The sequence below is a fragment of the Streptomyces sp. SD15 genome, assembly GCF_054462255.1.
Genome location: NZ_JBTLMO010000035.1, coordinates 58925 through 78551, shown reverse-complemented (window position 1 = coordinate 78551; position 19627 = coordinate 58925). Strand labels below are relative to the sequence as shown.

The window sequence follows — 19627 nt, the reverse complement described above, 5'->3', positions numbered from 1 at the left end:
CGTGCTTGAACGCCACCAGGCCCCAGCAGCAGCGCCTTCAACCTCCGGGGCGCAGTGACGTGCTGCCATACGTCTATCAGGTCACCAAGTACGACCCTGCCGACCGCGATCAGCACGGCCACTACGTGGGCGTCGAGCCTGCGACCAGTGACCACGGACGGGTCGAAGCCGCATACCTGCAGGCCATCGCCGCCTTTGCCGAAGAATCCGGTGTCGACCAGTTGGCTGTCCGCGAGCCGCAGATCGGCGGCTTCTGCCACTTCTGCTTGGAGCCACCGGTCGACGGTTACGGCCTGACCGACGTCTTCCCAGCCGGCCTCACCGGGTTCCACGACGGTGCCCTGGTATCGATGGCCGTCGGCCTGGAACTCGTCAGGGCCATGCTCCGCGACAACGGCGCCTGGTGCCGTCTGGAGGCGGAGGGGGCATTCACCGTGCACGTCGGCTGGGACCAGTACCTCTACGTCAGCAGCAGCCGCCCTTGCGAAGCGGCGCTGGCCCGCACCCGCTCGCTCGGACTTTTCCCAGAACGCGTGCACGCATCGCCGTACGACTTCGCCCCCGATGACCCACAGCACGTACAGCGTCCGGCCGACGCCGACTTCTGGGGCCGCCTGCGCTGGACTGTCAGCGCCCACCGTGCCGTGTTCCTGGAGGAGGTCTTCGCCATCAACGCCTCCCGATGGCACCGCCTGACCCGCGACACCATCGAGACCGTGCGCTCCGAGTTGACCCCACGCTCCCAGTTGGCGGTCTGGCCGGACCTGCTCACCGACGTCGACACGGCCGTGGCTGCTCTGCCCGACGAAGGCATGGTGGAGGTCGTCTGGGAAGACAAGGACGGACAGATCACGAGCACGGTCGTGGACGAGACCCAGTTCGAGGCGGTGGCCTCCCAGCTCGCCAGCGCGCATGCTGCCGGTGTTGTATCCATGTATGCCGGTGAAGATCTCCCCCTGTTCACAGCTGTACTGCCGGACAGTGACGGTGTCCTGCGCGCTCGCTGGCAGACCGAGCCGACGCCCAGCGACCGGGACTGGGCGTTCCTGAAGACCCTGCGGCGCGGCCAGGTCGTCACCGGCACGGTGACGACCATCGCCGACTTCGGCGTCACCTTCGTGGACATCGGCGGCTTCACCGCGATGATCAACATTCCGGAGCTGTCCTGGCGTCCCTTCGACCACCCGTCCGATGTCGTCAGCGTCGGCCAGGAGATCACAGCCGAGGTCCTCGACGTCGACATCGTCCGGGAACGGGTACCGCTGTCGCTGCGAGCGGTACAGGAGGACCCGTGGCCGCAGGTGGCGCAGCGGATCGGCCAGGTGGTCACCGGACCGGTCACCAAGATCGTCTCGTTCGGCGTCTTCGTCCGCATCGAAGACCGAGAGGACGGCTTCCAGGGGCTGGTGCACACCAGCGAGCTGAATGAATCGTCAGAGAAAGATATCGAGGTCGGTGACGCCCTCACCGTGAAGATCATTGAGGTCGATACCGCGCGCCGCCGCATTGCCTTGTCGCACGCCCAGGCCCGCACAACCCGCCCTCAGGGCGGCAGTAAGGACGGATCGGCATGAGGAGCCAGGAGGCCGAGCTCGACCGGGACATAGCCGCGCTTCTGGCGGCCAGGGCGTTCACCGAGATCCGCCATCTGGCCGGAAGCCCACAGCACGTGGCGCAGGACAACTCCCCTGACCAGGCTCTGGACCGCATCAGATTCCTGGCCAACTTGAGCCACAATCTTCCGGGCGTCGCACGGCCAACCCCCAGGAAGCCGTCCCGTCGGGGCAAGTCCCCTGGGAGCTTCGATCAGGCGATGGCCGAACGACCGATGAGCTGGGTCTGGAACACCGCCGGCCCGGAGGCGCGGACATGGATGCTGCGTCACATCGAACAGTCAGGGCGAATCTGGACGCCACCCCCGCCACTGCCTGCGTCCCGTAAGGACCCGTCGCCGAGGACGCCGCAGCAATGGGTCAGCCTTCTGCTCAGGCGCTGGCCGGTCAAGGCCCCAGTCGGGCGCCAGCCACTGCCTCCGGTAGCGAACGTTCTCAAGGCCCTCGACACCGAAGCGATCTGCGCCCTGCACGACGAGGCCCGACGGCTCCGGCTCGGCCCGGGTGGAGGGGCGGCATGGCTCCGGGCCCACCTGGCCCCCGACGGAGTCCACTATCTGCTCCCGGACCCGGCCCACTACTACTGGCCCGGCACCCCAGACAGTCGCGGCGGCAAGATCGACTGGTGGCAGTGCACCACGCTGCTGCAGATGTACAACGGAGAGCAGGTCAGCGGCATGGTCGCCGCACTCCCGGAGACCTTCACAGCGTTGCCCTCGACTCTGCCCCGCAAAGACCAGCTGCGACTCGTCCACCGCGTCCGCTCCATCGAGCGAGACACCTACCTTTGGGGCAGAGACCACAACGCCGAATGCGCACCGCACCTTTGCGGCTACGTCCCCGAAGCGAACGACAACGCTCCGACGACTACATGACCGCCGACAATGACGGCCAATGAGATCGATCGTCAGCCGCAGCTAGACCATGGCGACAGCCTTGGGAACGTAGGGCCGATATGGAGTGGAGTGAGGGTGGCTGCGCACGGCAGAGTGGGACAGTGAGTGAACTGTGGGCGCATGCCCTGACGTGGGCAGATGTGGATCCGGCTCGACATTCGTTCGAGATGGACGCCGATGCGGCGGAGGAGTTGGCAGGCCTTGTCGTGCCCTTGCTGCCCAGCGCTGAAGTCGCTCGCGAGGATCGCTGGCGTGCATTGGAGCCGGTCACCGAGTTCCTGGCGGGCCGGTACGGCCGATGGGCCTGCGGATGGAACTGGTCGGTCGGTGAGGGTGACGTCGACGGAGGCGTCGTCGAGGTGTGGTGCTGTGCGACCGACTCCGTGACGACCCCGGATACGACTGCCCCGCTGGTTGTTGAGGCCCTTCAGGAATGGCGTGGCTGGCTGGAGGACCTGGCGGAACGGTTTGCAGCCCTGACTCCGCCGGGGAACACCCAGGTGACTTCGGCGGACAGCTGGTACTGGGAGCGAGCATGCACCCGCCTGGTCACCGTGGTGGCCGACCGCACCCAGGCCGAGAGCGGCTGGTACAGGCACTGCATCCAAGTCCTCCGATGGTTCCTCGCCTACAACGACATCGACGAGGGCCAGGCCCAGGAGATTGTCGAGAACGCGGTCGGCGGCCGGTTCGGCAGTTGGATCGCACCTGACGTTCCCGTGGTCGACGCGGTGAGCTCGCAGTTCGCCAGAGGCGTGGGCGAAATCAGATGACTTCCGGACCCGTCCGACCGAAGGACAGCCTTGCCGACTGGCTGCGCATTCGGACGGAGATCTCTTGGCCATCCTGGCGCGGCGCACGCCCCGTCCCTGGAGCACCGGCCCGCGACGGCTTCCGGAACTTCTTCATGGCAACGCGAGGCGGACGTGACAGCGAGGGAACCGCGCGGGTCCTGATCGCCCTCGACGTGGCCTTCGCCGACGCGGAGCAGCGCCAGCCGCTGACTTTCGCCCTCATGACGAAGTGGCAACGGACCGTTCTGGGCCACGACCTCGTCGGTTTCCGCACGATGCCGGCCCTCGCGAAAGGCGGACGGGAGCGCTACGGCCTCACCCCCGACACCCAGGAGCAATTCGAGCGCTGTCTGTCTGAGAGCGCTCAACCGGATCTGCCCCTCCCCTCACGCGCTGCCCGGACCTACCTCGACATCCTCTTCTTCCATCCGTTCGAGGACGGCAACGCCCGCTCGGCCATGCTGACGTTGGCCTTCGTCCTGGCGCGCGAAGGCGTCCTCCCTGACCAAGTTCACCCACTGCAGACCACGCGCTGGGCCGAGGACGCTGAGGGCGCGGCCGATCTGGCGGTGCTGCTCGGAATCCTGATCACCGCTGCGGAGCGGCGTCCGTCCCACGGGAGGCAGTCATGAACGAACGCGACGTCCTGCTCAACGAGCTCGCGCAGGGGCTGCGCCCGATGTCAGCCGGCATCGAATGGTTCGACGGCCTCAGCCAGGAAGAGCAGTCCGAGGTGCTGCTGTTCCTGCGCCATCACTGCGTCCAGGCGCGCGCAGTCACCGAGGACGCGCCGGAGAGCATCCGCCGTGCCGGGCTGCGTCCGACGCATACGCCCGCAGTGTTGATCTCACGAGGCCGGATCGACGAGCAACTGGGGAAGATCGCCGGTCTCGCACCTCTCGACGAACGCCGCAAGGCGTTCAGGCTGCTGATCGCGGTGCTCACGATTGCCGACGTGCGACGCCGTAAGCGCTTCTGCTCTGGCGGCTGCAGTCACTGGTGGCACAGACTGTCCGCCGCCTGAAGCCCAGCACCGCACCCCTGAAGGCCACTTCCCGGTCGAACGTCTTCTGGGGAGCAGATCAGTCCCACCAGAAGTCCCAGTGGTGGGCATCGGTGATCTGCTCGGCGTACGCGGCGAGTGTGTACGGCCTTCTGCCCTGCCAGATGTTGTCCGGGCAGAAGGCGAAGTGCTCGGCCGCGACCAGGAGAGCCTCATGCTCGTCCAGAGGTGGCGCGGCGACGCTGAGGTGCAGCGTGGAGAACCCGACCGCGACGACACGAGCACCGAACCGGTGTTCCCAGTCACGGAGGACCGCGGAGAACTTCGCGGTGTCGTTGTCGTAGTTGCAGGGTCCGGCCCAGCCCACAGCTGTCAACGCGTCCGCACCGGACGCTGCGGCGACCAGCCCCAGACGTGTCTGTTGGCGGTCGGCGAGGAACGTCTGCGCGAACTCGGCGGCCAGTTGATCGGGGTTCGTCGCCGTCTCCCGGCTGGGCGCGAGGCCGGGCCAGGTTTGTCCGAAGGGAGCCGTGACGGCAAGGCGCCTGTCGGTGTCGAGCATGTCGTCGTCTTCGTCGACGGCTGTGTAGGTCGCCCACCATTGTGCGTGGAGGCTGGCAGGGGCGTGGCTTGCCGGGAAGGACATCTGCTCGGGGAAGACCTCCCCGGATCCCCATGGGCGGAATTCGCTGTCGCTCGAATCCAGCGAGTCGAGCAGCAGCGGCCACAGGCCGGAGCGTGTGTGTTCGGCGTGCATCCGCGTCCACAGCTCGGCCGTGGCCGGCCCGTCACTGAGCCACAGGGGCTGTACATCTCCGTCACCCTCATCGGACGTGACCATCCGACCGGACAGAAGGCCCAATCGGGTCTCGGGGTGCATGGGGCGGATGCTGGCGCGGTGACCGGGAGGTATCACTGTGAGGGTCCCACCACTCGATCGCGGAACTGCTGGAAAGCGTGCCAGCCCGACGCCTGCCCGGCAGCGATCAAGTCGCCTTCGGCACAGTCGAGAACCCTGCAGCCCAGAGATTCGGCAAGCCGGAAAACGCGCGTGAGCACGTCGTCGCCGGAGCCCCGGATGTGCAACATGATCGAGTCAACTGGGTCTTCGTGGCCGATGTTGAGCTCCATGGACCAGGTGGGCCCGAGAAGCTCACCCCAGGTCGGGTCCGAGAGATCGGCGTCAGGGACTGCCTGGGCAACGGCCGCGAGCACGTCGTGGCGGCGGCCGAGCGGGGACGAGGTGTGATCACCTGGGACCTCATGGACCGAGGTCACGTTGTCGGGTAGGCGGAGGAGAAGCACATCCCAGCTCATGGCGGCCTTCCGGATAGAAATCACGTAGTGGTTGCGGTGCGATCAGATCAGCCTGAGCTGTTCTCCGGGCGGCTGCGGCAGGAGCACGTTCTGCAGGCAACGAATACTCGCGCGCCAGGGGCCTCCATCCGATTCCGCCCATAGGTCCATCAGCTCGGACGGGTCGGTCATGACGCGGTCAAGGGCCTGAAGGGCGAGATCGCGCAGGCCGGTGAGATCAGGAAGGGGCTCTTCCGGCCCATAAACGGGATCGGCAGGCTCACCGCCAGGGCATTGCGCGGCGACGAGGGCGGCCGCAGCAACGGCTTGCTCAGACTCGGGTGCTTCCAAGTACCCCGCGGCGTCGATCACATGGGTGAGAATGCCGCGGACGATGCCCTCACGTTCGCCTGCGGCTGCTTCATCGAGGTCGCCACAGAAGTCCGCTGCGGTGTCGTTATCGAAGGGGCCGACATCCCAAGTGCCCATGGTCTCTCCAGATCAATCTTGGTCTTGACCGAGGCATCCTGACAGAGGCCACTGACAGCAGCCGCGCAGTCCAAGGGATGTCCGCGAACCCCTCCGGTGATGCCCCAGGCGGAGAGGAAGAGCGCTCCCTGAACTGGTGGATGTCCCTTCCGATCCCTGCCGACGACCCCAAGGCCCCTCCGGTGTCAGTGACACGAACCAGGATGGACGGCATGACGAAGACCGGAGCGGACTACGCGTGGTTCGAAGACGACTTTCCAGACATCGCCGAGGCGTACTGCTTCACCCTGGTGCGGGGCCTCTCACCTGCTGAGGTGGTGTCCCGGCTCGAGGGACGACCGGAAGCACCCCTCCAGGGCATAGCCGCAGTCGTCGACGCCGGCTTCGCCCAGTACGACCTGGAGGAGGGAGACCGTCAGCTGATCGCCATGACGACTGTGGGCACCTGGACGCTGCTGATCGAGCCCAACGGGTACATCGGAGTCACCGAAGATCGAGCCCTGCCCGCCTCGGCGGGGGTGACCTGGGTCTCCCACTTCGTCAACATCAACGCCGTCGGCACGTTCCTCTGGGCGGAGGACCAGGTGCTGCGGCTGTGCTTCGACCCCATGTTCCCGGAGGACCGCTGGGGCGCCGAGCCCGACGAACTCCTCGACGTGATGCGACGGATCGGCTTCCATCTCGAGGTGGAGGACCCGGAACCGGACTTCTCCCCGCAGGCGGCGTTCGCCCTGGCAGAACACCTGACCGGCGTGGCCATCACTCCGGCGCTGCTCCAGGACACGACCTTCATCTGCGCCACTGTCCAGGTCCGATGACATCGCGCGACCGCCCTCCCCGTGCCTGCCCTGTGAATGCGGTGTGGATGATGGCGCGGTGACGAACATCAGTGACGCCCACGTGAAGGTCCACTTCCGGATGGATGTGGACGAGGACGGCTGGCCGCCAGCGAGCGTCGAGAGCCTGTGGGCAGTGGACCTCGGTGACGGCACGGTGCGTTTGGACAACACTCCCTGGTTCGTACGCGGAGTCGCAAGCGACGACATCGTCCGGGTGGAGATCGACGATGAGGGCGTCCGCTGGGCTGGAGAGACGGTCCGATCCTCAGAGAATTGCACGATCCGGCTGATCGTGTTGAAGGACGGCGGCTCGGCTGCTGCCCGGCAGAGCGTTCTGGAGATCTTCCACAAGCTCGGTACGACGGGCGAGGGCATCGAGCGGTACCGGATGGTGGCGCTGGATGTCCCACCGGAGGCGGACCTGCCGCGAATCCGCAAGCTCCTGGAACACGGTGCAGCGGAAGGCTGGTGGCACTGGGAGGAAGGGTGCGTCACCGCTGCTTGGAGGTCCACGGCCACGGACTGAGCGGCTGCGCGTGCTGCTGGAGGGCCGCCGAGGTCTCTGTCAGTGGCGCCGTGCATGATCGGGCGCATGACACATGGTTCCCGGGATACCCTTCACTCCCTTGCTTTGCAGCATCTGTCGCCCGGGGATGCCGAGAAGTGGATTGGTCTGCTTCGCCCTGGCGTGCGTCTTGAGGTAGCGACTGGCTCTGACGACGTGGCGGGTCGACTCGGTGGCCTTCCAGCCTTGCCGGCCGCCTCGGAGTGGCCGGTGTGGGAGGGGCATGGTCCGCTCTCCTTCGTCGCCTCGATCGATTGTGTGGGCCTGCCGACGGCCGCAGTGGACATCGATCTACCCGAGGCTGGAACGCTGCTGTTCTTCTACTTCGACGGCCAGCTTGACGACGGCGAAGCTCTCGTTCTTGCTGCGGACCGGAAGAGCTGGGCGGGCGCCCGTGTGCTCTATGTGGCAGCTGGTGAGGAGGTCGTGGAACGTGGGACGCCTGACGAAGTCGAGTCGTACCCGGTGGTGCCGCTGGCCGCGAGGCTGGAGATGACGGCGGCCGAGCCCTGGCATCCCCGGATTCGGAACGCCTTCGCTGCAGGTGCCCCGCTCGGGAACCGTTACGACCACCCGGTCTGCTCTCAGGAGTTCCTCGACGCCCTGCGGGAGTTCGACGACGAGGTCGGGCACCAGATCGGCGGCCACGCTCACTCGGTGCAGAACCCGGTCGAGATCGAGATCGCGGAGGCGGTCCTGGGCGGCGAGGTGTCCTGGGACGACCCGCGGCTGTCCGAGGAGGCGGGCAACTGGGTGCTGCTGGCCCAGTTCGACAGCGAGGACGCCGCGGACATGATGTGGGGCGATGCCGGAGCCCTGTACCGGCTGATCCGTCCGGAAGACCTGGCCGAGCGGCGCTTCGAGCGGGCGATGTTCACCTGGCAGTGCAGCTGATGGCCTCCATGCCTCCCGCCTGGGGAGTCCAGTACACGCTGAGCCTGCCGAGCGAGGACGCCGCCCGCGCCTCCGCAGCTGAGCTGTCCGGGATGGGGCACCGTCTGACGGCAGTGCGCGCCCACGATCACTTCCGGTTCGTTCCGTCGAGCTTCTGGTACGGCCGGCCGTCGATGGACCCGGAGCTGGAGGGGTGGTGGCAGGTCTTCTCGCTGGCCATCTACAGCGGGTACGAGCGCATGGCTCTCGAGCCGTTCTTTCGGAGTGAGCGGATTCGGGTGGCCCATGTAGCCCGTGCCCACGGCGGTTTCCAGCAGGGGTACAGCGAGGGGCATGCGGCGACTCTCGGAGGAGTCTCCCCACGGGACGGCCTGGTCCATGAGCAGGCCGGCGCCGACGTCGCCCTTCCGAGTCCTCTGCCCAAGGATCCCGCGCGGCCTCCGGCGGGTCCCCCGTGGAAGTGCAGTGAGGTCGGTGAGCCCGCAGCGGTGGTCCAGGCCGTGGTGGCGGTCGCAGAGCGCATGTACGGCAGCGCGGAGGACGTTCCGGATGCCGTGGGGTGGCTGCTCGATGAGGAGTTCGCGTTCGGCGAGCCCTATGGGTCGACGGGTGAGTTCCTCAGCGATCTCGTGGATGCCCGAGATTCGGCGCCGGGGACCGTTCACCGCCACGGGGTGGAACCGTCAAGTAGGGCGGTGTTGCTGGAATTCACACTGACACCATCACGCGAGTTGGTTGAGCAGTGCCTCGGCTTCCGCGAGGAACACCTTGCCCCGGTCCGTAGCGGCGAGCGGGCGGGATCGTTCGATCACGGTGAACCCTGCCACTTCTTCGACGCGTTTGAGCTGGTAGTCGAGGATGTTCCTCTTCGTATCGAGAGCGTCAGCAGCGGCTTGGAGGTTGCGGTGCCCGGGAAGCTGCAGGAGGAGGCGGAGCCGCTGGAAACAGTTCTTCGTCCGACTGACGGCCTGCATGGCCGGGGACAAGTCGGTGTCGAGTGAGGCGAAGACGTTGGTGAACTGGCTGGCCGGGTGGTGGGGGATGCCCCATCTGTTCATCAGTTTCATCACGGAGTCCTTGGGGACGCCCAGCTCGCGGGCGATATCCGGACAGGATCGCCCTTTGCCGAGGTACTCGGTCTCCAGCCAGGTTCGGGAGACGACCTCCTCGAGGAAACGAGCTGGTCGGCGTTGGCGAAGAGGGATACCGGCTTCGCTGATGGCTTGCCCGACGGTGCTGCCGTTGCATCCTGCGAGTTGGGCGATCCTCCGTTGCGTTAGACCTTGCTCCAGGTAGAGCTGGCGAAGACGCTGTGGCTCGAGAACGCCTTCCCGAGGGATCTGTTGGGAGGACGTGCTGGATGGCCGCGGCCGAGCGGGCTTGGGGGCGGTGACGCCAAGGGCTTCGAGCGTGAGATGGAGATGGGCAACGTCCAGATTGAGCTGGCGGGCGAGTTCGGCCGGGGCGGGGCCGTCGGCGGCGAGTTCTGCGAGCCGGTTTCGGTCGATGTTCTCGGGGCCGGCTGGAAGGCGGAGATCACGGAACCAGCCCGGCGGGGGCTCCCAGAGCACGGGCTCATCGAGGCCGTGCGCCTTGAGGTTCATGGTCGCCTGCTTATGCAGGAGTGCGTGCAGGTCAGGGTGAAGTTCGTAGCGAAGGGCCAACTGCAGTGTGGGTGTGCGGGAAGCTGGGCCGGGATCGGCGCCCAGCAGTAGCTGGGCCAGGAGCCAGCGCAGGCGCTTGATGCGGTCGGGTGTGCGGGGGCGCCAGCCACGGCGACGGCAGACTGCCTGGTAGGCGTCTTCGTCGAAGGCGACGGTGTCGGCGGTGAAGAGACGGCGGCGACGGGTGTAGTCGATCGGAACGTCGTGAGTGTCCAGGGCTCTGGCCAGGGCGGGCAGGAGCGCGGCCAGAAGGTCTGTTCCGCCGGAGGTCAGAGCCGTGTGCAGGGCGTTGCGGTTGCTCCTGGAACTGGTGTTGCCCAGGAGTGAGGCCGCTTGGTGGTAGCTCAAGTTCGCGCCGGTCAGCAGGATCATCGAGGCGTATGCCCGCCGGACTCCAGCGAGCTGGGTGTCGCTGGTGGAGGGGAGGAGCCGGTAGGCCCAGGAGGGCCAGATCATGGACGGCAGCTTCGAGGCCCGGCGGCGTACGTCGTCGTCGGAGAGGTCCTTCCAAGCGGGTGAGGGGGTTGCGGTGCCGTAGCGCAGGCGGGAGAGGAGGGTGAGCTCGGAGTCGGCGTCGGCGAGCATGCGGGTGACGACCCGCGGGCCGGCCGGCAGCCACGTCGCGATCTTTCTGGTGGCGTAGTCGAACCGCGGCTTCTGGGGGCGGTCGGTGGACCGCAGCCAGCTGAAGATCTCGTCGCAGTCGGGATGGCTGTGATCTGTGGCGATGATCGCCAGGGCGGCGCCGACGGCGGTGTGGTGTGCGTCGTTGCCCTCGTCTCCGGCGTCGTGAAGGGCCGTGGATGGTGGATATCCGCCGCACTCGGCCAGGATGTTCTCGGCTGCGGACGGTGCGGAGGGAAGGTGACGGATGCCGCGCAGGGCCCGTCGTGCCAGGGCGTAGAGTTCCTGGCTGCGGGCCAGAGCTTCCCTGTCCGTGGAGGCGTTCAGAATGTCCCGGACGACGGACACCTGGGCGGCGATGACCATGCCGTCGGACGGCAAGGCCGGCGCGGGGGTTTCGACGAGCGGGTAGCCGCAGCGGATGGGGCGCCCGGTGCCGGTCGCGTGCAGGCAGAGTCCGGGAGCGGACGGCGTGGCCCGCATCGGGGTGCTGACCGGTGGAGGGTGCCCGCAGGCTGGGCAGTAGTCGCGCAGCAGCAGGTTGTGGCGGGTGCAGGCGAACGACCAGGGCAGCCGCCAGGACAGCTGCCACCGCCCGTGGCGGTCGGCCAGGCAGGCGGGGCAGAACCGGCTGCGCGAGCCGTAGTGCCGCCAGGCCGGCGGTCTGCCCATGGTGCGATCGTCCGGGTCGATGGTCACCATGACACCGTCGCACCGGTCGAGCGTCATGGCGGCCAACGCTTCGGGCGTCAGTCCGGTGCGGCTGGCGAGGGCGTGGCGTTCGGTGTCCGAGAGCCTGCGGACCATGAACCTCGGGTCCGCGTGAGGCAACCCGATGAACCGGACGAACTCTGCGCCGCTGACGGTCAGTCGGCGGGCGTATGCCTCGATCCAGCTGTCGAGGGCTTCGCCGTCGGCGGGCGGAACCCAGAGGGGGATTCGCCCGTCGGTCCATTGCGTCATGCCGACTTCCTGCGACGTTGCGGAGACTGCGTCGGCTGGCTGGTCAGCAGGCCGGCCGCGATCTCGGCTTCGAGTTCTTTGCGGGCCGCTTCTGCGGCGGCGTCGTTCTTGACCTGGTTCATCAGGTCCTCATCGAGACGTTCGTGGCCGGAGCGGATCGCGCGCAGACAGCCGCGGTTGATCAGTGCCATGAGGGAGGCGAAGTGGCCGGTGGAGCGTGCGAAGAGGTAGTCCGACAGGTCCCTGGCGAGCATTCCGGGGTACTTCTCCGCCAGGACGAGTTTCTGCTCGATCGTCTTGAGCAGGGTGTGCCAGTGCTGGCGGCCTTCGTCGTCCTCGACCTGGAACGGCAGCAGCGTCAGCGGGGTGGTGCGGCGCCCGAACTGGGCGAGTTCGGTCTGCTTGCCGGAGAAGCCCTCGCGCAGGACACCACGCTGCTGGACACCGACGCCGACGTAGATCAGAGTGACCGGGAAGACGTTCGCCAGGTACTTCAACTGGTTCGCCATACGGACTGAGTTGGAGTTCGCCCCGGCGAGGAAGTGAATGTCGTCGACGATGATCGCGGCCGTCTTCATGGACAACACGGCGTCCACGGCCCGCTCGGCCAGGGTGTCGGCGTTCCCGGAGGTAGGCAGGCCGTAGAAGCGGCAGATCGCCGCGTTCAGCCCGCGGATCTGTGTGTTCCCGCTCAGCGCGATGTAGATGACCGGGACGCGGCGGTCGCCGCTCGGTGTCGTCTCTCCGCGCAGGGCAACCTGCTTGCGGAACAGCTTGCGACCGTAGTCCCGCACTGCCGTGCTCTTGCCGAGCCCCGGATAGGCGTCCACGAGGGCCGCGGGCTTGGTCTTGTCCCCGTCCTGCCGGTTCGACTCGACGATCTCGGCCAAGGCGTCGTGCAGCGCGATGAGCTGGGGTGTGTCGATCGGGCCGATGTTGGCGTGCCAGACCTCCCGGTTGTCGTTGTGCACCAGCAGATCCCGCGGCGAGAGATCTGCGAGCTGGGTCCGGGTGAACTGCGGAGGCTGGATGCGGTCCGGGCCGTTGACCTCCTGCAGCCAGCCCGGCAGCCGGGTGGGGGTGTACTGACGGTCATCGCCCTCGAACGGTTCGGTGCTGTCCGCCGTACTCAACGGCTGTCCCAGACGTCGGCGTAGTAGTCGTCCTCGTCGACCGGGGCGGCGCTGTCGTCGCCGGGGAAGACGGCATCGCACTCCTCGTCCTCGTCGTCGTCCCCGCCCAGGTCATCGTCCTGGGTCCCGACGACACGCAGGCCAGGCCCATCGGAGTCCTCTGCCGGACCGGACCCCGTTGAGCTGAGGTCGGCGATCCGCCGGACCGACGGCAGGGCGGCCACCTCGTCCTTGGCGTCCTTCGGTTCGTCGTCCTCGCCCGCCAGCCGCAGCCGTTCCTGGGACAGCCGCACCGCCATCCGTCGCTCGGTGCGGTCCGCGGCAAGTCCGGCCCCCCACCGCTCAAGGAGCTCGATCAGTGCCCGTTTGGTGTCCGGGAACCGGTGGGTCTTCTTGGAAAGTCGCCGGGCGTAGACCAGCGCCTCCCTGCTGAAGGGACCGTTCAGCAGGGCTGCATGCTCCCAGTCGAGCGTGTGCCACTTCCGCGTTCCGGGGTCCTGGAAGTACACCTTCCGCATATCGCCGCGGTCCACCGCGATCGGCCACTTGCCCGCATCCGCCCCGCGATAGGGACTGGGCTGGTTGCGGTAGTCGTTCAGCGCGTCGCCGTTGTAGCGCAACCCTTCGATCTCGACCCCGTAGTGGTGGATCGGGACACGTTCCTCCTCCAGGAACTCCAGGGCCAGATTCGGGCGGGCCGGGATCCGTAGCGGCCCGGCGCGGGTGACGCCGTGCTCGAACATGTCCAGCGGGCTCAGTTTCAGCCCCGGCACCTCCGGCACGGACAGACCGCGGTGGCGGCGCCGGTGATAGATCCGGGTAATCCACTCGCGGATGATCGCTTCGAGTTCGTCGATGAAGAAGAACGCCTCGTCCTCGACCTTCTCGCCGCGGCTGTGCACGTCTGAACCCTTGTAGCCGGGCAGAGCGGCCAGCAGTCCCTGGTTGAGGGTGCGGAACCAGCGTTCGACCGGCTTGTCGGTGGGCGTCTTCGGCCGGGCCGGCTGCAGGGAGATGTCCAGCTTCGCGCAGACGCTCTGGATGTGGTTCGACAGGTAGACCTTGCCGTGGTCGAAGATGATCGTCTCGGCTGCGACCGTGGGCAGTAGCGGCTGCCCGTCCCGGTCGACGAGCTTGTCCGCGTCGACCACAACGGTGGACGGCACCCCGCAATACGGCAGCGGCTCGCCTCCTCCTTCCGGCACCTCGCGAGGCTGGACCGTCTCGAACAGCACCCCCGCCACGTCCGTCGACTTCGTCGACACCGGAGTCAGTCGCAGTCCGGTGATGCACCGGCTGTAGAGATCCATCGCGACCGTGAGTTCGCACCGCACCCACCGGCAGGTCACCGGCTCCATCGCGAAGACGTCCAGACAGTTGGTGTCCAGCACCACGTACTCACCCGGACGCGTTGCCCGCAGTCGACCGTAGGTCCCCTTGGGGGCGTCCGCGATCGACCGCTTGCCTTTCGTGCTGCCCTCGAAGGCGTTCGTGCCCTTGGACAGCGCCCGCAGCAACTCGTAGCCCGTCGTGCGTGCCGGAACCGGGACCGTGCCCTTCCCGTACTCCTCCCTCAGACGCTCCTCGATCTCCATGAGGACCAGATTTCGCACCGGCCGGGAGGACTTCTCGTGGCCCTTCAGCACCGCGCGGGCCATCTCCAGCCACCGGAAGTCGGTCCGGTCCAGCACACTCGTCTTCGGACGCTCATGCACCAGCCCAGCTGGACCCGAGGTCTTCACCTGCCGTACCCAGTTCCGGATCGTGCTCTCTGCGACCCCGAGCTCCGCGGCCTTGGCCGCATACCGGTGCATCAGCGGGGTCCCGGGCGCATAGTCGGACTGTGGCTCGCCCGGCAGGGCCAGTACCTCGTCGCCGAGCTGGTATCCGGTCATGACCTCCTGAACATGGCGGAATCTCCGCGTCAGCTCGTCATCGCCATCGTCGTCGAGACTTCCCAGAACGGCCGCTGCCGACGGCTCCTCCTGCGGCAGCGGGACCAGGATCTCGGTGGTGGGATGCGCCAGCAACACGGAGATGTCGACCTGCCGCCACTTCGGCACTCCGACAACGGCGGCCGCCGGCTGGAGCAGAATCCGGCGGCCCTCGATCTCGGCGACCGTGAACTGCTCGCCGTCGAAGCTGATCGCAAGCCCTGGCCGCAGGGGCGTCGTCCAGGCGGTCACGCGCACCTCCGCAGCACCGACTCCCCCGACAGCGGACGTGACAGATCCGTCGTCAGCCGCCCGGACCACAACAGCGCCATCAGCGCCGGCCTCGCCTCCTCCGGCGGCCGGTCACCCGCCAGTCGACGCTCGGCCAGAGCCAGTTCCTCACCGTCCATCACCTGCTCCCACGCCTGCTCCGCCTCGGCTTCGGGCACCACACCCGGGCGCCGGTAGGCAGCCAGGAAGCGCACGTTCTCCAGCAGCACGCGATCGGCTCCGGACCAGATCTCGTACTCCCAGCCGTGCTGCCTGAACAGCTCACCCGGCCAGGCCAGGGCTTCCACGATCTCCAGGTCCTGCAGCCGGTCCGCCGGTTTGACGTTGACAACCCGCACCGTTCCCGAGCGCATGACCAGCAGAAAGTCCGGGACATGGTGCCGCACCCGGTCACCGACCCGAGCCGCCAGCCGGCACGGCTGAGCGAAGATCCCCTGCACCGCGGGATCAAAGTCCGCCAGCAGCAGCCGTGCCAGCTCCAACCGGCTCTCGTAGACGACGTGCCCGCCCGTCGTCGCCGACGAGTACTTCCCCGAGTGGTGGGTCATCCCGTGTACCGACCGGACATCCCGCCACGGCGTCGACTCCGCGAAGTCCGCCAACCGCAACTGTCGTACCGGCACTTCACGTACCGCCGCATCCTCGTACCGGATCGAGGCCGTAGGAACCTTGCGCGTACGACGACCGCTGCCCTTGCTCCGTTCTGCCATGACGGGGACGGTACGGAGCGGGGGCAGCCGGCACCCAGTGAAGATCGAAAGAGATCCGGCGGAGATCACTACTGACCGTAGCCGTTGTCAACCGGATCGCGGATTTGCTAATCCACTGCTAACGAACCACCTTCAATGCTCCCGAAGTCGCGGATCCTAGACGGACTCCCGCTATACGAGGCTGTCCCTCCAGGCTTGATGCAGATCCGCGAACCTGCCGGTGGAGGCGACGAGTTCGGCCGGGCTGCCGTCCTCGACGACGCGCCCGTCCTCCATCACCAGGACCCGGTCGGCGATCTCCACCGTCGACAGGCGGTGCGCGATGACCACCGCGGTCCGGCCGCGCAGGACGGTCGCCATGGCGCGCTGCACGGCCCGCTCACCGGGGATGTCCAGCGAACTGGTCGCCTCGTCGAGGATGAGAACGGCCGGGTCGGCCAGCAACGCCCGTGCGAAGGCGACGAGTTGGCGCTGTCCGGCCGAGATGCGTCCGCCGCGCTTGCGGACGTCCGTGTCGTAGCCCTCGGGCAGCGAGCTGATGAAGTCGTGGGCGCCGATCGCCTTCGCCGCCTGTTCGATCTGTTCACGGGTCGCGTCCGAGCGGCCGATGGCGATGTTCTCGGCGACCGTGCCGGAGAACAGGAAGGCCTCCTGGGTCACCATCACCACCCCGCGCCGCAGCTCGGGCACGGAGAGCTCGCGCAGATCGACGCCGTCGAGCAGGACCCGGCCGTCGGAGGGGTCGTAGAAGCGGGCCAGGAGCTTGGCGAGTGTCGACTTGCCCGCGCCCGTCGAGCCGACGACGGCCACCGTCTGCCCCGCGGGGAGCGTGAGCGAGAAGGTGGGCAGGACCTCGCCGCCGGTGCGGTAGGCGAAGCGGACGTCGTCGAAGACGACCTCGCGGCCCGGGTGTTCGGACTTGAGGGAGGGCAACTGTCGCGCGGCGGCCGGCTCCGGTACGGACGGTGCCTGGGCCAGCAGGCCCGCGATCTTCTCCAGCGAGGCGGCCGCGGACTGGTACGAGTTGAGGAACATGCCCAGGCGGTCGATGGGGTCGTACAGGCGGCGCAGATAGAGGACCGCGGCGGCCAGCACCCCCAGCGCCAGCGAGTCGGAGGCCACCCGGTACGCGCCCCACAGCACGATCGCCGAGACCGCCGCGTTGGCGACCAGACGGGAACCGACGACATAGCGGGCCATCTCCAGCAGGGCGTCGCCGTTCATCCGTTCGTGGCGTTTGTTCAGTACCCGGAACTCCGCGTCGTTGGCTTCCTCCCGGCGGAACGCGCGCACCGGCCGGATGCCGTTCATCGTCTCCGCGAACTTCACGATGACGGCGGCGATCGCGGTCGAGCGCGCCTGGTAGATGCGGCCCGCGCGGCGTCGATAGAGACGCACGAGGAGGTAGAGCGGTACGAAGGAGGCCACCGCGACCGCGCCGAGGCCCAGGTCAAGCCAGAGCAGCATCGCCGAGATGTAGACGAAGGACAGGATCACCGTGATGAGTTCCTGGAGGCCCTCGCTGAGCAGTTCGCGCAGCGACTCGACGTCCGTGGTGGAGCGGGAGATCAGCCGGCCCGAGGTGTAGCGCTCGTGGAAGTCGATGCTGAGCGCCTGCGCATGGCGGAAGATCCGGCCGCGCAGGTCGAGCAGCACGTCCTGGTTGACACGGGCGGACGCGCCGATGAAGGCGTACTGGAGTCCGCCGGCGGCGAGCGAGCACGCCAGGTAGCCGACCGCCACCGCGATCAGCGGCCCGTGGTCGTCGTGCCGGAAAGCCGGTACGGCGCGGTCGATGGCGTACGCGACGAGCAGCGGGCCGGCCTGGACCGCCGCCTGCTGGAGCAGCAGCAGAACGGTCGTCAGGGCCACCCGGGCCCGGAGCGGGGCGAGCAGCGAGCGCAGCAGCGTGGCCGTGGCGCCCGGGGGAGTGGGCAGGGCGTCGCGGTCGAAGGGGTCCCGGTAGCCCGGGGACCGCTGCGCAGGATCGTCCTGGTCACGGCCCTGGTCACGGCCCATGTCGCGGCCTTTGTCGCGGCCCCTGTCCGGTTCCTTGCTCGGCGAGGTCGTCGTGGGCGCCGTCATCGGTCGTCCTCCTCGTCGCCCGACATCAGATGGGCGTACTCGGTGTTCGTGCGCAGCAGTTCCTGGTGGGTGCCGACCGCGGCGATGCGGCCGCCGGAGAGCAGGGCCACACGGTCGGCGAGCAGGACCGTGGACGGCCGGTGCGCCACGATCAGGGCGGTCGTCCGGTCCAGTACGCGGCGCAGGGCGGCCTCGACCGCGGCTTCCGTGTGGACGTCCAGGGCCGACAAGGGGTCGTCGAGAACAAGGAACCGGGGCCGGCCGACCACCGCTCTCGCGAGGGCGAGGCGCTGCCGCTGTCCGCCGGACAGGCTCAGGCCCTGCTCGCCGACCTGTGTCGCCGTCCCCTGGGGGAGCGCGTGTGCGAAGTCGGCCTGTGCGACGGCGAGGGCGCGGTCCAGCTCCGCTGCCCCCGCGGTGTCCGCGGCACCCATGAGGACGTTCTCCCCGACGCTGGCCGAGAAGAGGGTGGGTTCTTCGAAGGCCACGGCCACGCGCGCGCGAAGCTCCTCGCGCGGCATCGCCGTGATGTCCTCGCCGTCCAGCGTGATCCGGCCGGACGTCACCTCGTGCAGACGCGGGACGAGGGCGGTGAGGGTGGTCTTCCCGGTGCCGGTCGCACCGACCAGGGCCATCGACTCACCGGAGCGGATGTGGAGGTCGATACGGTCCAGGACGGGGGGTGCGTCCGCGGGGGCGTCGGGGTAGCGGAACCGGACGCCGTGGAACCGGAGTCCGCCGTCGCGCGTGTGGGTCGTGCCCGTGGAGGTGCCGGAGGATTCCGGTTCCTCGTCCATCACCTCGAAGTACCGCTCCGTCGCCGTCGCCGCCTCCTGGCTCATCGCGAGGAGGAAGCCGATCGAGTCGACGGGCCAGCGCAGGGCGAGGGCCGTGGACAGGAAGGCGACGAGGGTGCCCGCGGAGAGGTGGCCGTCGGCGACCTGGATGGTGCCGAGGACCAGGGCGGCGCCGATGGCGAGCTCGGGGAGGGTGACGATGACGGCCCAGATGGAGGCGAGGAGGCGGGCCTTGGCCAACTCCGTGCCGCGCAGGGTGCGGGACAGTTCGCGGAAGGCGCGGGCCTGGCTGCGGTGGCGCCCGAAGCCCTTGATGATGCGGATGCCGAGCACGCTCTCCTCGATGACCGTCGTCAGGTCGCCCACCTGGTCCTGGGCCCGCCGCGCCACCAGCGAGTAGCGCCGCTCGAAGAGCCAGCAGACGATCACCACAGGGAGGGCGGGAGCCAGCAGCACCAGCCCGAGCGTCCAGTCCTGGGCCAGCATGATCATGACGCCCACGAGAATCGTCACGCTGTTGACCAGCAGGAACGTCAGCGGGAACGCGAGGAACTGGCGCAGCAGCATCAGGTCCGTGGTGCCCCGGGACAGCAACTGACCCGACGCCCAGCGGTCGTGGAAGGAGACGGGGAGCCGCTGCAGATGCCGGTACAGATCCGCCCGCATCCCGGCCTCGACCCCCGCCAGCGGTCGCGCCACCAGCCACCGCCGCAGCCCGAACAGAAGGGCCTCGGCGAACCCGAGCAGCAGCAGATACAGCGCGCCGAGCCAGATGCCCGCCGTGTCGTGTTCGGCCACCGGACCGTCCACCATCCACTTCAGGACGAGCGGGATCACCAGCCCCGTACAGGACGCGACGACCGCGACGAGGGCCGCGCCGAACAGCCGCGCCCGCACCGGTCGCACGTACGGCCACAGGCGCAGCAGGCTGCGCACGGTCGAAGGGGAAGGGCGGTCGGCGGTCGTGGCATCTGGAGTGGACATCAGTGGCGAGCCTACGGTTCGCCACTGACAGCGCCCACCGAGTTTTGGCCGGA

At 68.1% G+C, this 19627-nt stretch carries 17 protein-coding genes; 8 read left to right on the top strand and 9 right to left on the bottom strand.

Features of this window, described 5'->3' with window-relative positions; genetic code table 11:
- Positions 1 to 5 precede the first annotated feature (5 nt).
- The 5 genes from ACX28W_RS29685 (at position 6) to ACX28W_RS29665 (ending at position 4327) form a co-directional block, all read left to right on the top strand.
- A complete protein-coding gene (locus ACX28W_RS29685) occupies positions 6 to 1574 on the top strand; it encodes a S1 RNA-binding domain-containing protein (protein WP_459002798.1) in 1569 nt (522 codons plus the stop codon).
- Complete coding sequence (locus ACX28W_RS29680) at positions 1571 to 2488, top strand: hypothetical protein (protein WP_459002797.1); 918 nt, start codon at positions 1571 to 1573, stop codon at positions 2486 to 2488. Before ACX28W_RS29685 ends, ACX28W_RS29680 begins: the two co-directional genes overlap by 4 nt.
- A 188-nt stretch (positions 2489 to 2676) precedes the next feature.
- Positions 2677 to 3282, top strand: a complete 606-nt coding sequence (locus tag ACX28W_RS29675; RefSeq protein ID WP_459002796.1) for a hypothetical protein — start codon at positions 2677 to 2679, stop codon at positions 3280 to 3282.
- 134 nt (positions 3283 to 3416) lie between these two features.
- Entirely contained in the window at positions 3417 to 3935 is a 519-nt protein-coding gene (locus ACX28W_RS29670; protein ID WP_459002795.1) for a Fic family protein, read from the top strand.
- Complete coding sequence (locus ACX28W_RS29665) at positions 3932 to 4327, top strand: DUF5958 family protein (protein WP_459002794.1); 396 nt, start codon at positions 3932 to 3934, stop codon at positions 4325 to 4327. The genes ACX28W_RS29670 and ACX28W_RS29665 overlap by 4 nt, the downstream gene beginning before the upstream one ends.
- Before the next feature lie 58 nt (positions 4328 to 4385).
- Here ACX28W_RS29665 and ACX28W_RS29660 read toward each other — a convergent pair whose 3' ends face one another.
- Genes ACX28W_RS29660 through ACX28W_RS29650 form a run of 3 tightly spaced genes read right to left on the bottom strand, consistent with a single transcriptional unit; the run spans position 4386 to position 6091 of the window.
- Positions 4386 to 5186 (bottom strand): DUF4253 domain-containing protein, encoded by an 801-nt coding sequence (locus tag ACX28W_RS29660; RefSeq protein ID WP_459002793.1) that lies wholly within the window; start codon positions 5184 to 5186, stop codon positions 4386 to 4388.
- Between the two features lie 32 nt (positions 5187 to 5218).
- Complete coding sequence (locus ACX28W_RS29655; RefSeq protein ID WP_459002792.1) at positions 5219 to 5623, bottom strand: hypothetical protein; 405 nt, start codon at positions 5621 to 5623, stop codon at positions 5219 to 5221.
- Positions 5624 to 5665: 42 nt separating this feature from the next.
- Positions 5666 to 6091, bottom strand: coding sequence for a DUF4259 domain-containing protein (locus tag ACX28W_RS29650; protein ID WP_459002791.1), 426 nt, complete (start codon positions 6089 to 6091; stop codon positions 5666 to 5668).
- Positions 6092 to 6303: 212 nt separating this feature from the next.
- Here ACX28W_RS29650 and ACX28W_RS29645 point away from each other — a divergent pair, with 212 nt between their 5' ends.
- The 3 genes from ACX28W_RS29645 (at position 6304) to ACX28W_RS29635 (ending at position 8389) form a co-directional block, all read left to right on the top strand.
- The gene (locus ACX28W_RS29645; protein ID WP_459002790.1) at positions 6304 to 6909 is read left to right on the top strand and encodes a DUF6461 domain-containing protein; all 606 of its coding nucleotides are present in this window, start codon (positions 6304 to 6306) and stop codon (positions 6907 to 6909) included.
- A 58-nt stretch (positions 6910 to 6967) separates the two neighbouring features.
- Entirely contained in the window at positions 6968 to 7456 is a 489-nt protein-coding gene (locus ACX28W_RS29640) for a DUF4265 domain-containing protein (protein ID WP_459002789.1), read from the top strand.
- A 225-nt stretch (positions 7457 to 7681) separates the two neighbouring features.
- Positions 7682 to 8389, top strand: a complete 708-nt coding sequence (locus ACX28W_RS29635) for a YwqG family protein (protein WP_459002788.1) — start codon at positions 7682 to 7684, stop codon at positions 8387 to 8389.
- A 722-nt stretch (positions 8390 to 9111) separates the two neighbouring features.
- Here ACX28W_RS29635 and ACX28W_RS29630 read toward each other — a convergent pair.
- The 6 genes from ACX28W_RS29630 to ACX28W_RS29605 all read right to left on the bottom strand — a co-directional run bounded on the left by ACX28W_RS29630 (position 9112) and on the right by ACX28W_RS29605 (position 19574).
- Positions 9112 to 11640: a TniQ family protein gene (locus ACX28W_RS29630; RefSeq protein WP_459002787.1), complete on the bottom strand. Its 2529-nt coding sequence runs from the start codon at positions 11638 to 11640 to the stop codon at positions 9112 to 9114.
- Entirely contained in the window at positions 11637 to 12773 is a 1137-nt protein-coding gene (locus tag ACX28W_RS29625; protein ID WP_459002786.1) for an ATP-binding protein, read from the bottom strand. Before ACX28W_RS29625 ends, ACX28W_RS29630 begins: the two co-directional genes overlap by 4 nt.
- Positions 12770 to 14959 (bottom strand): integrase, encoded by a 2190-nt coding sequence (locus tag ACX28W_RS29620; RefSeq protein WP_459002785.1) that lies wholly within the window; start codon positions 14957 to 14959, stop codon positions 12770 to 12772. Before ACX28W_RS29620 ends, ACX28W_RS29625 begins: the two co-directional genes overlap by 4 nt.
- Positions 14956 to 15708, bottom strand: coding sequence for a TnsA-like heteromeric transposase endonuclease subunit (locus tag ACX28W_RS29615; RefSeq protein WP_459002784.1), 753 nt, complete (start codon positions 15706 to 15708; stop codon positions 14956 to 14958). The genes ACX28W_RS29620 and ACX28W_RS29615 overlap by 4 nt, the downstream gene beginning before the upstream one ends.
- 171 nt (positions 15709 to 15879) lie before the next feature.
- Positions 15880 to 17727, bottom strand: a complete 1848-nt coding sequence (locus ACX28W_RS29610) for an ABC transporter ATP-binding protein (RefSeq protein ID WP_459002825.1) — start codon at positions 17725 to 17727, stop codon at positions 15880 to 15882.
- Positions 17728 to 17789: 62 nt separating this feature from the next.
- Entirely contained in the window at positions 17790 to 19574 is a 1785-nt protein-coding gene (locus ACX28W_RS29605) for an ABC transporter ATP-binding protein (RefSeq protein WP_459002783.1), read from the bottom strand.
- Between the last annotated feature and the right edge of the window lie 53 nt (positions 19575 to 19627).

Coding starts and splice junctions, on each gene's coding strand:
- ACX28W_RS29610 (WP_459002825.1), bottom strand. CDS start 17,727: ATGGGCCGTGACCAGGGCCGTGACCAGGACGATCCTGCGCAGCGGTCC.
- ACX28W_RS29655 (WP_459002792.1), bottom strand. CDS start 5,623: ATGAGCTGGGATGTGCTTCTCCTCCGCCTACCCGACAACGTGACCTCG.
- ACX28W_RS29665 (WP_459002794.1), top strand. CDS start 3,932: ATGAACGAACGCGACGTCCTGCTCAACGAGCTCGCGCAGGGGCTGCGC.
- ACX28W_RS29615 (WP_459002784.1), bottom strand. CDS start 15,708: ATGGCAGAACGGAGCAAGGGCAGCGGTCGTCGTACGCGCAAGGTTCCT.
- ACX28W_RS29650 (WP_459002791.1), bottom strand. CDS start 6,091: ATGGGCACTTGGGATGTCGGCCCCTTCGATAACGACACCGCAGCGGAC.
- ACX28W_RS29680 (WP_459002797.1), top strand. CDS start 1,571: ATGAGGAGCCAGGAGGCCGAGCTCGACCGGGACATAGCCGCGCTTCTG.
- ACX28W_RS29645 (WP_459002790.1), top strand. CDS start 6,304: ATGACGAAGACCGGAGCGGACTACGCGTGGTTCGAAGACGACTTTCCA.
- ACX28W_RS29605 (WP_459002783.1), bottom strand. CDS start 19,574: ATGTCCACTCCAGATGCCACGACCGCCGACCGCCCTTCCCCTTCGACC.
- ACX28W_RS29660 (WP_459002793.1), bottom strand. CDS start 5,186: ATGCACCCCGAGACCCGATTGGGCCTTCTGTCCGGTCGGATGGTCACG.
- ACX28W_RS29670 (WP_459002795.1), top strand. CDS start 3,417: ATGGCAACGCGAGGCGGACGTGACAGCGAGGGAACCGCGCGGGTCCTG.
- ACX28W_RS29630 (WP_459002787.1), bottom strand. CDS start 11,640: ATGACGCAATGGACCGACGGGCGAATCCCCCTCTGGGTTCCGCCCGCC.
- ACX28W_RS29675 (WP_459002796.1), top strand. CDS start 2,677: ATGGACGCCGATGCGGCGGAGGAGTTGGCAGGCCTTGTCGTGCCCTTG.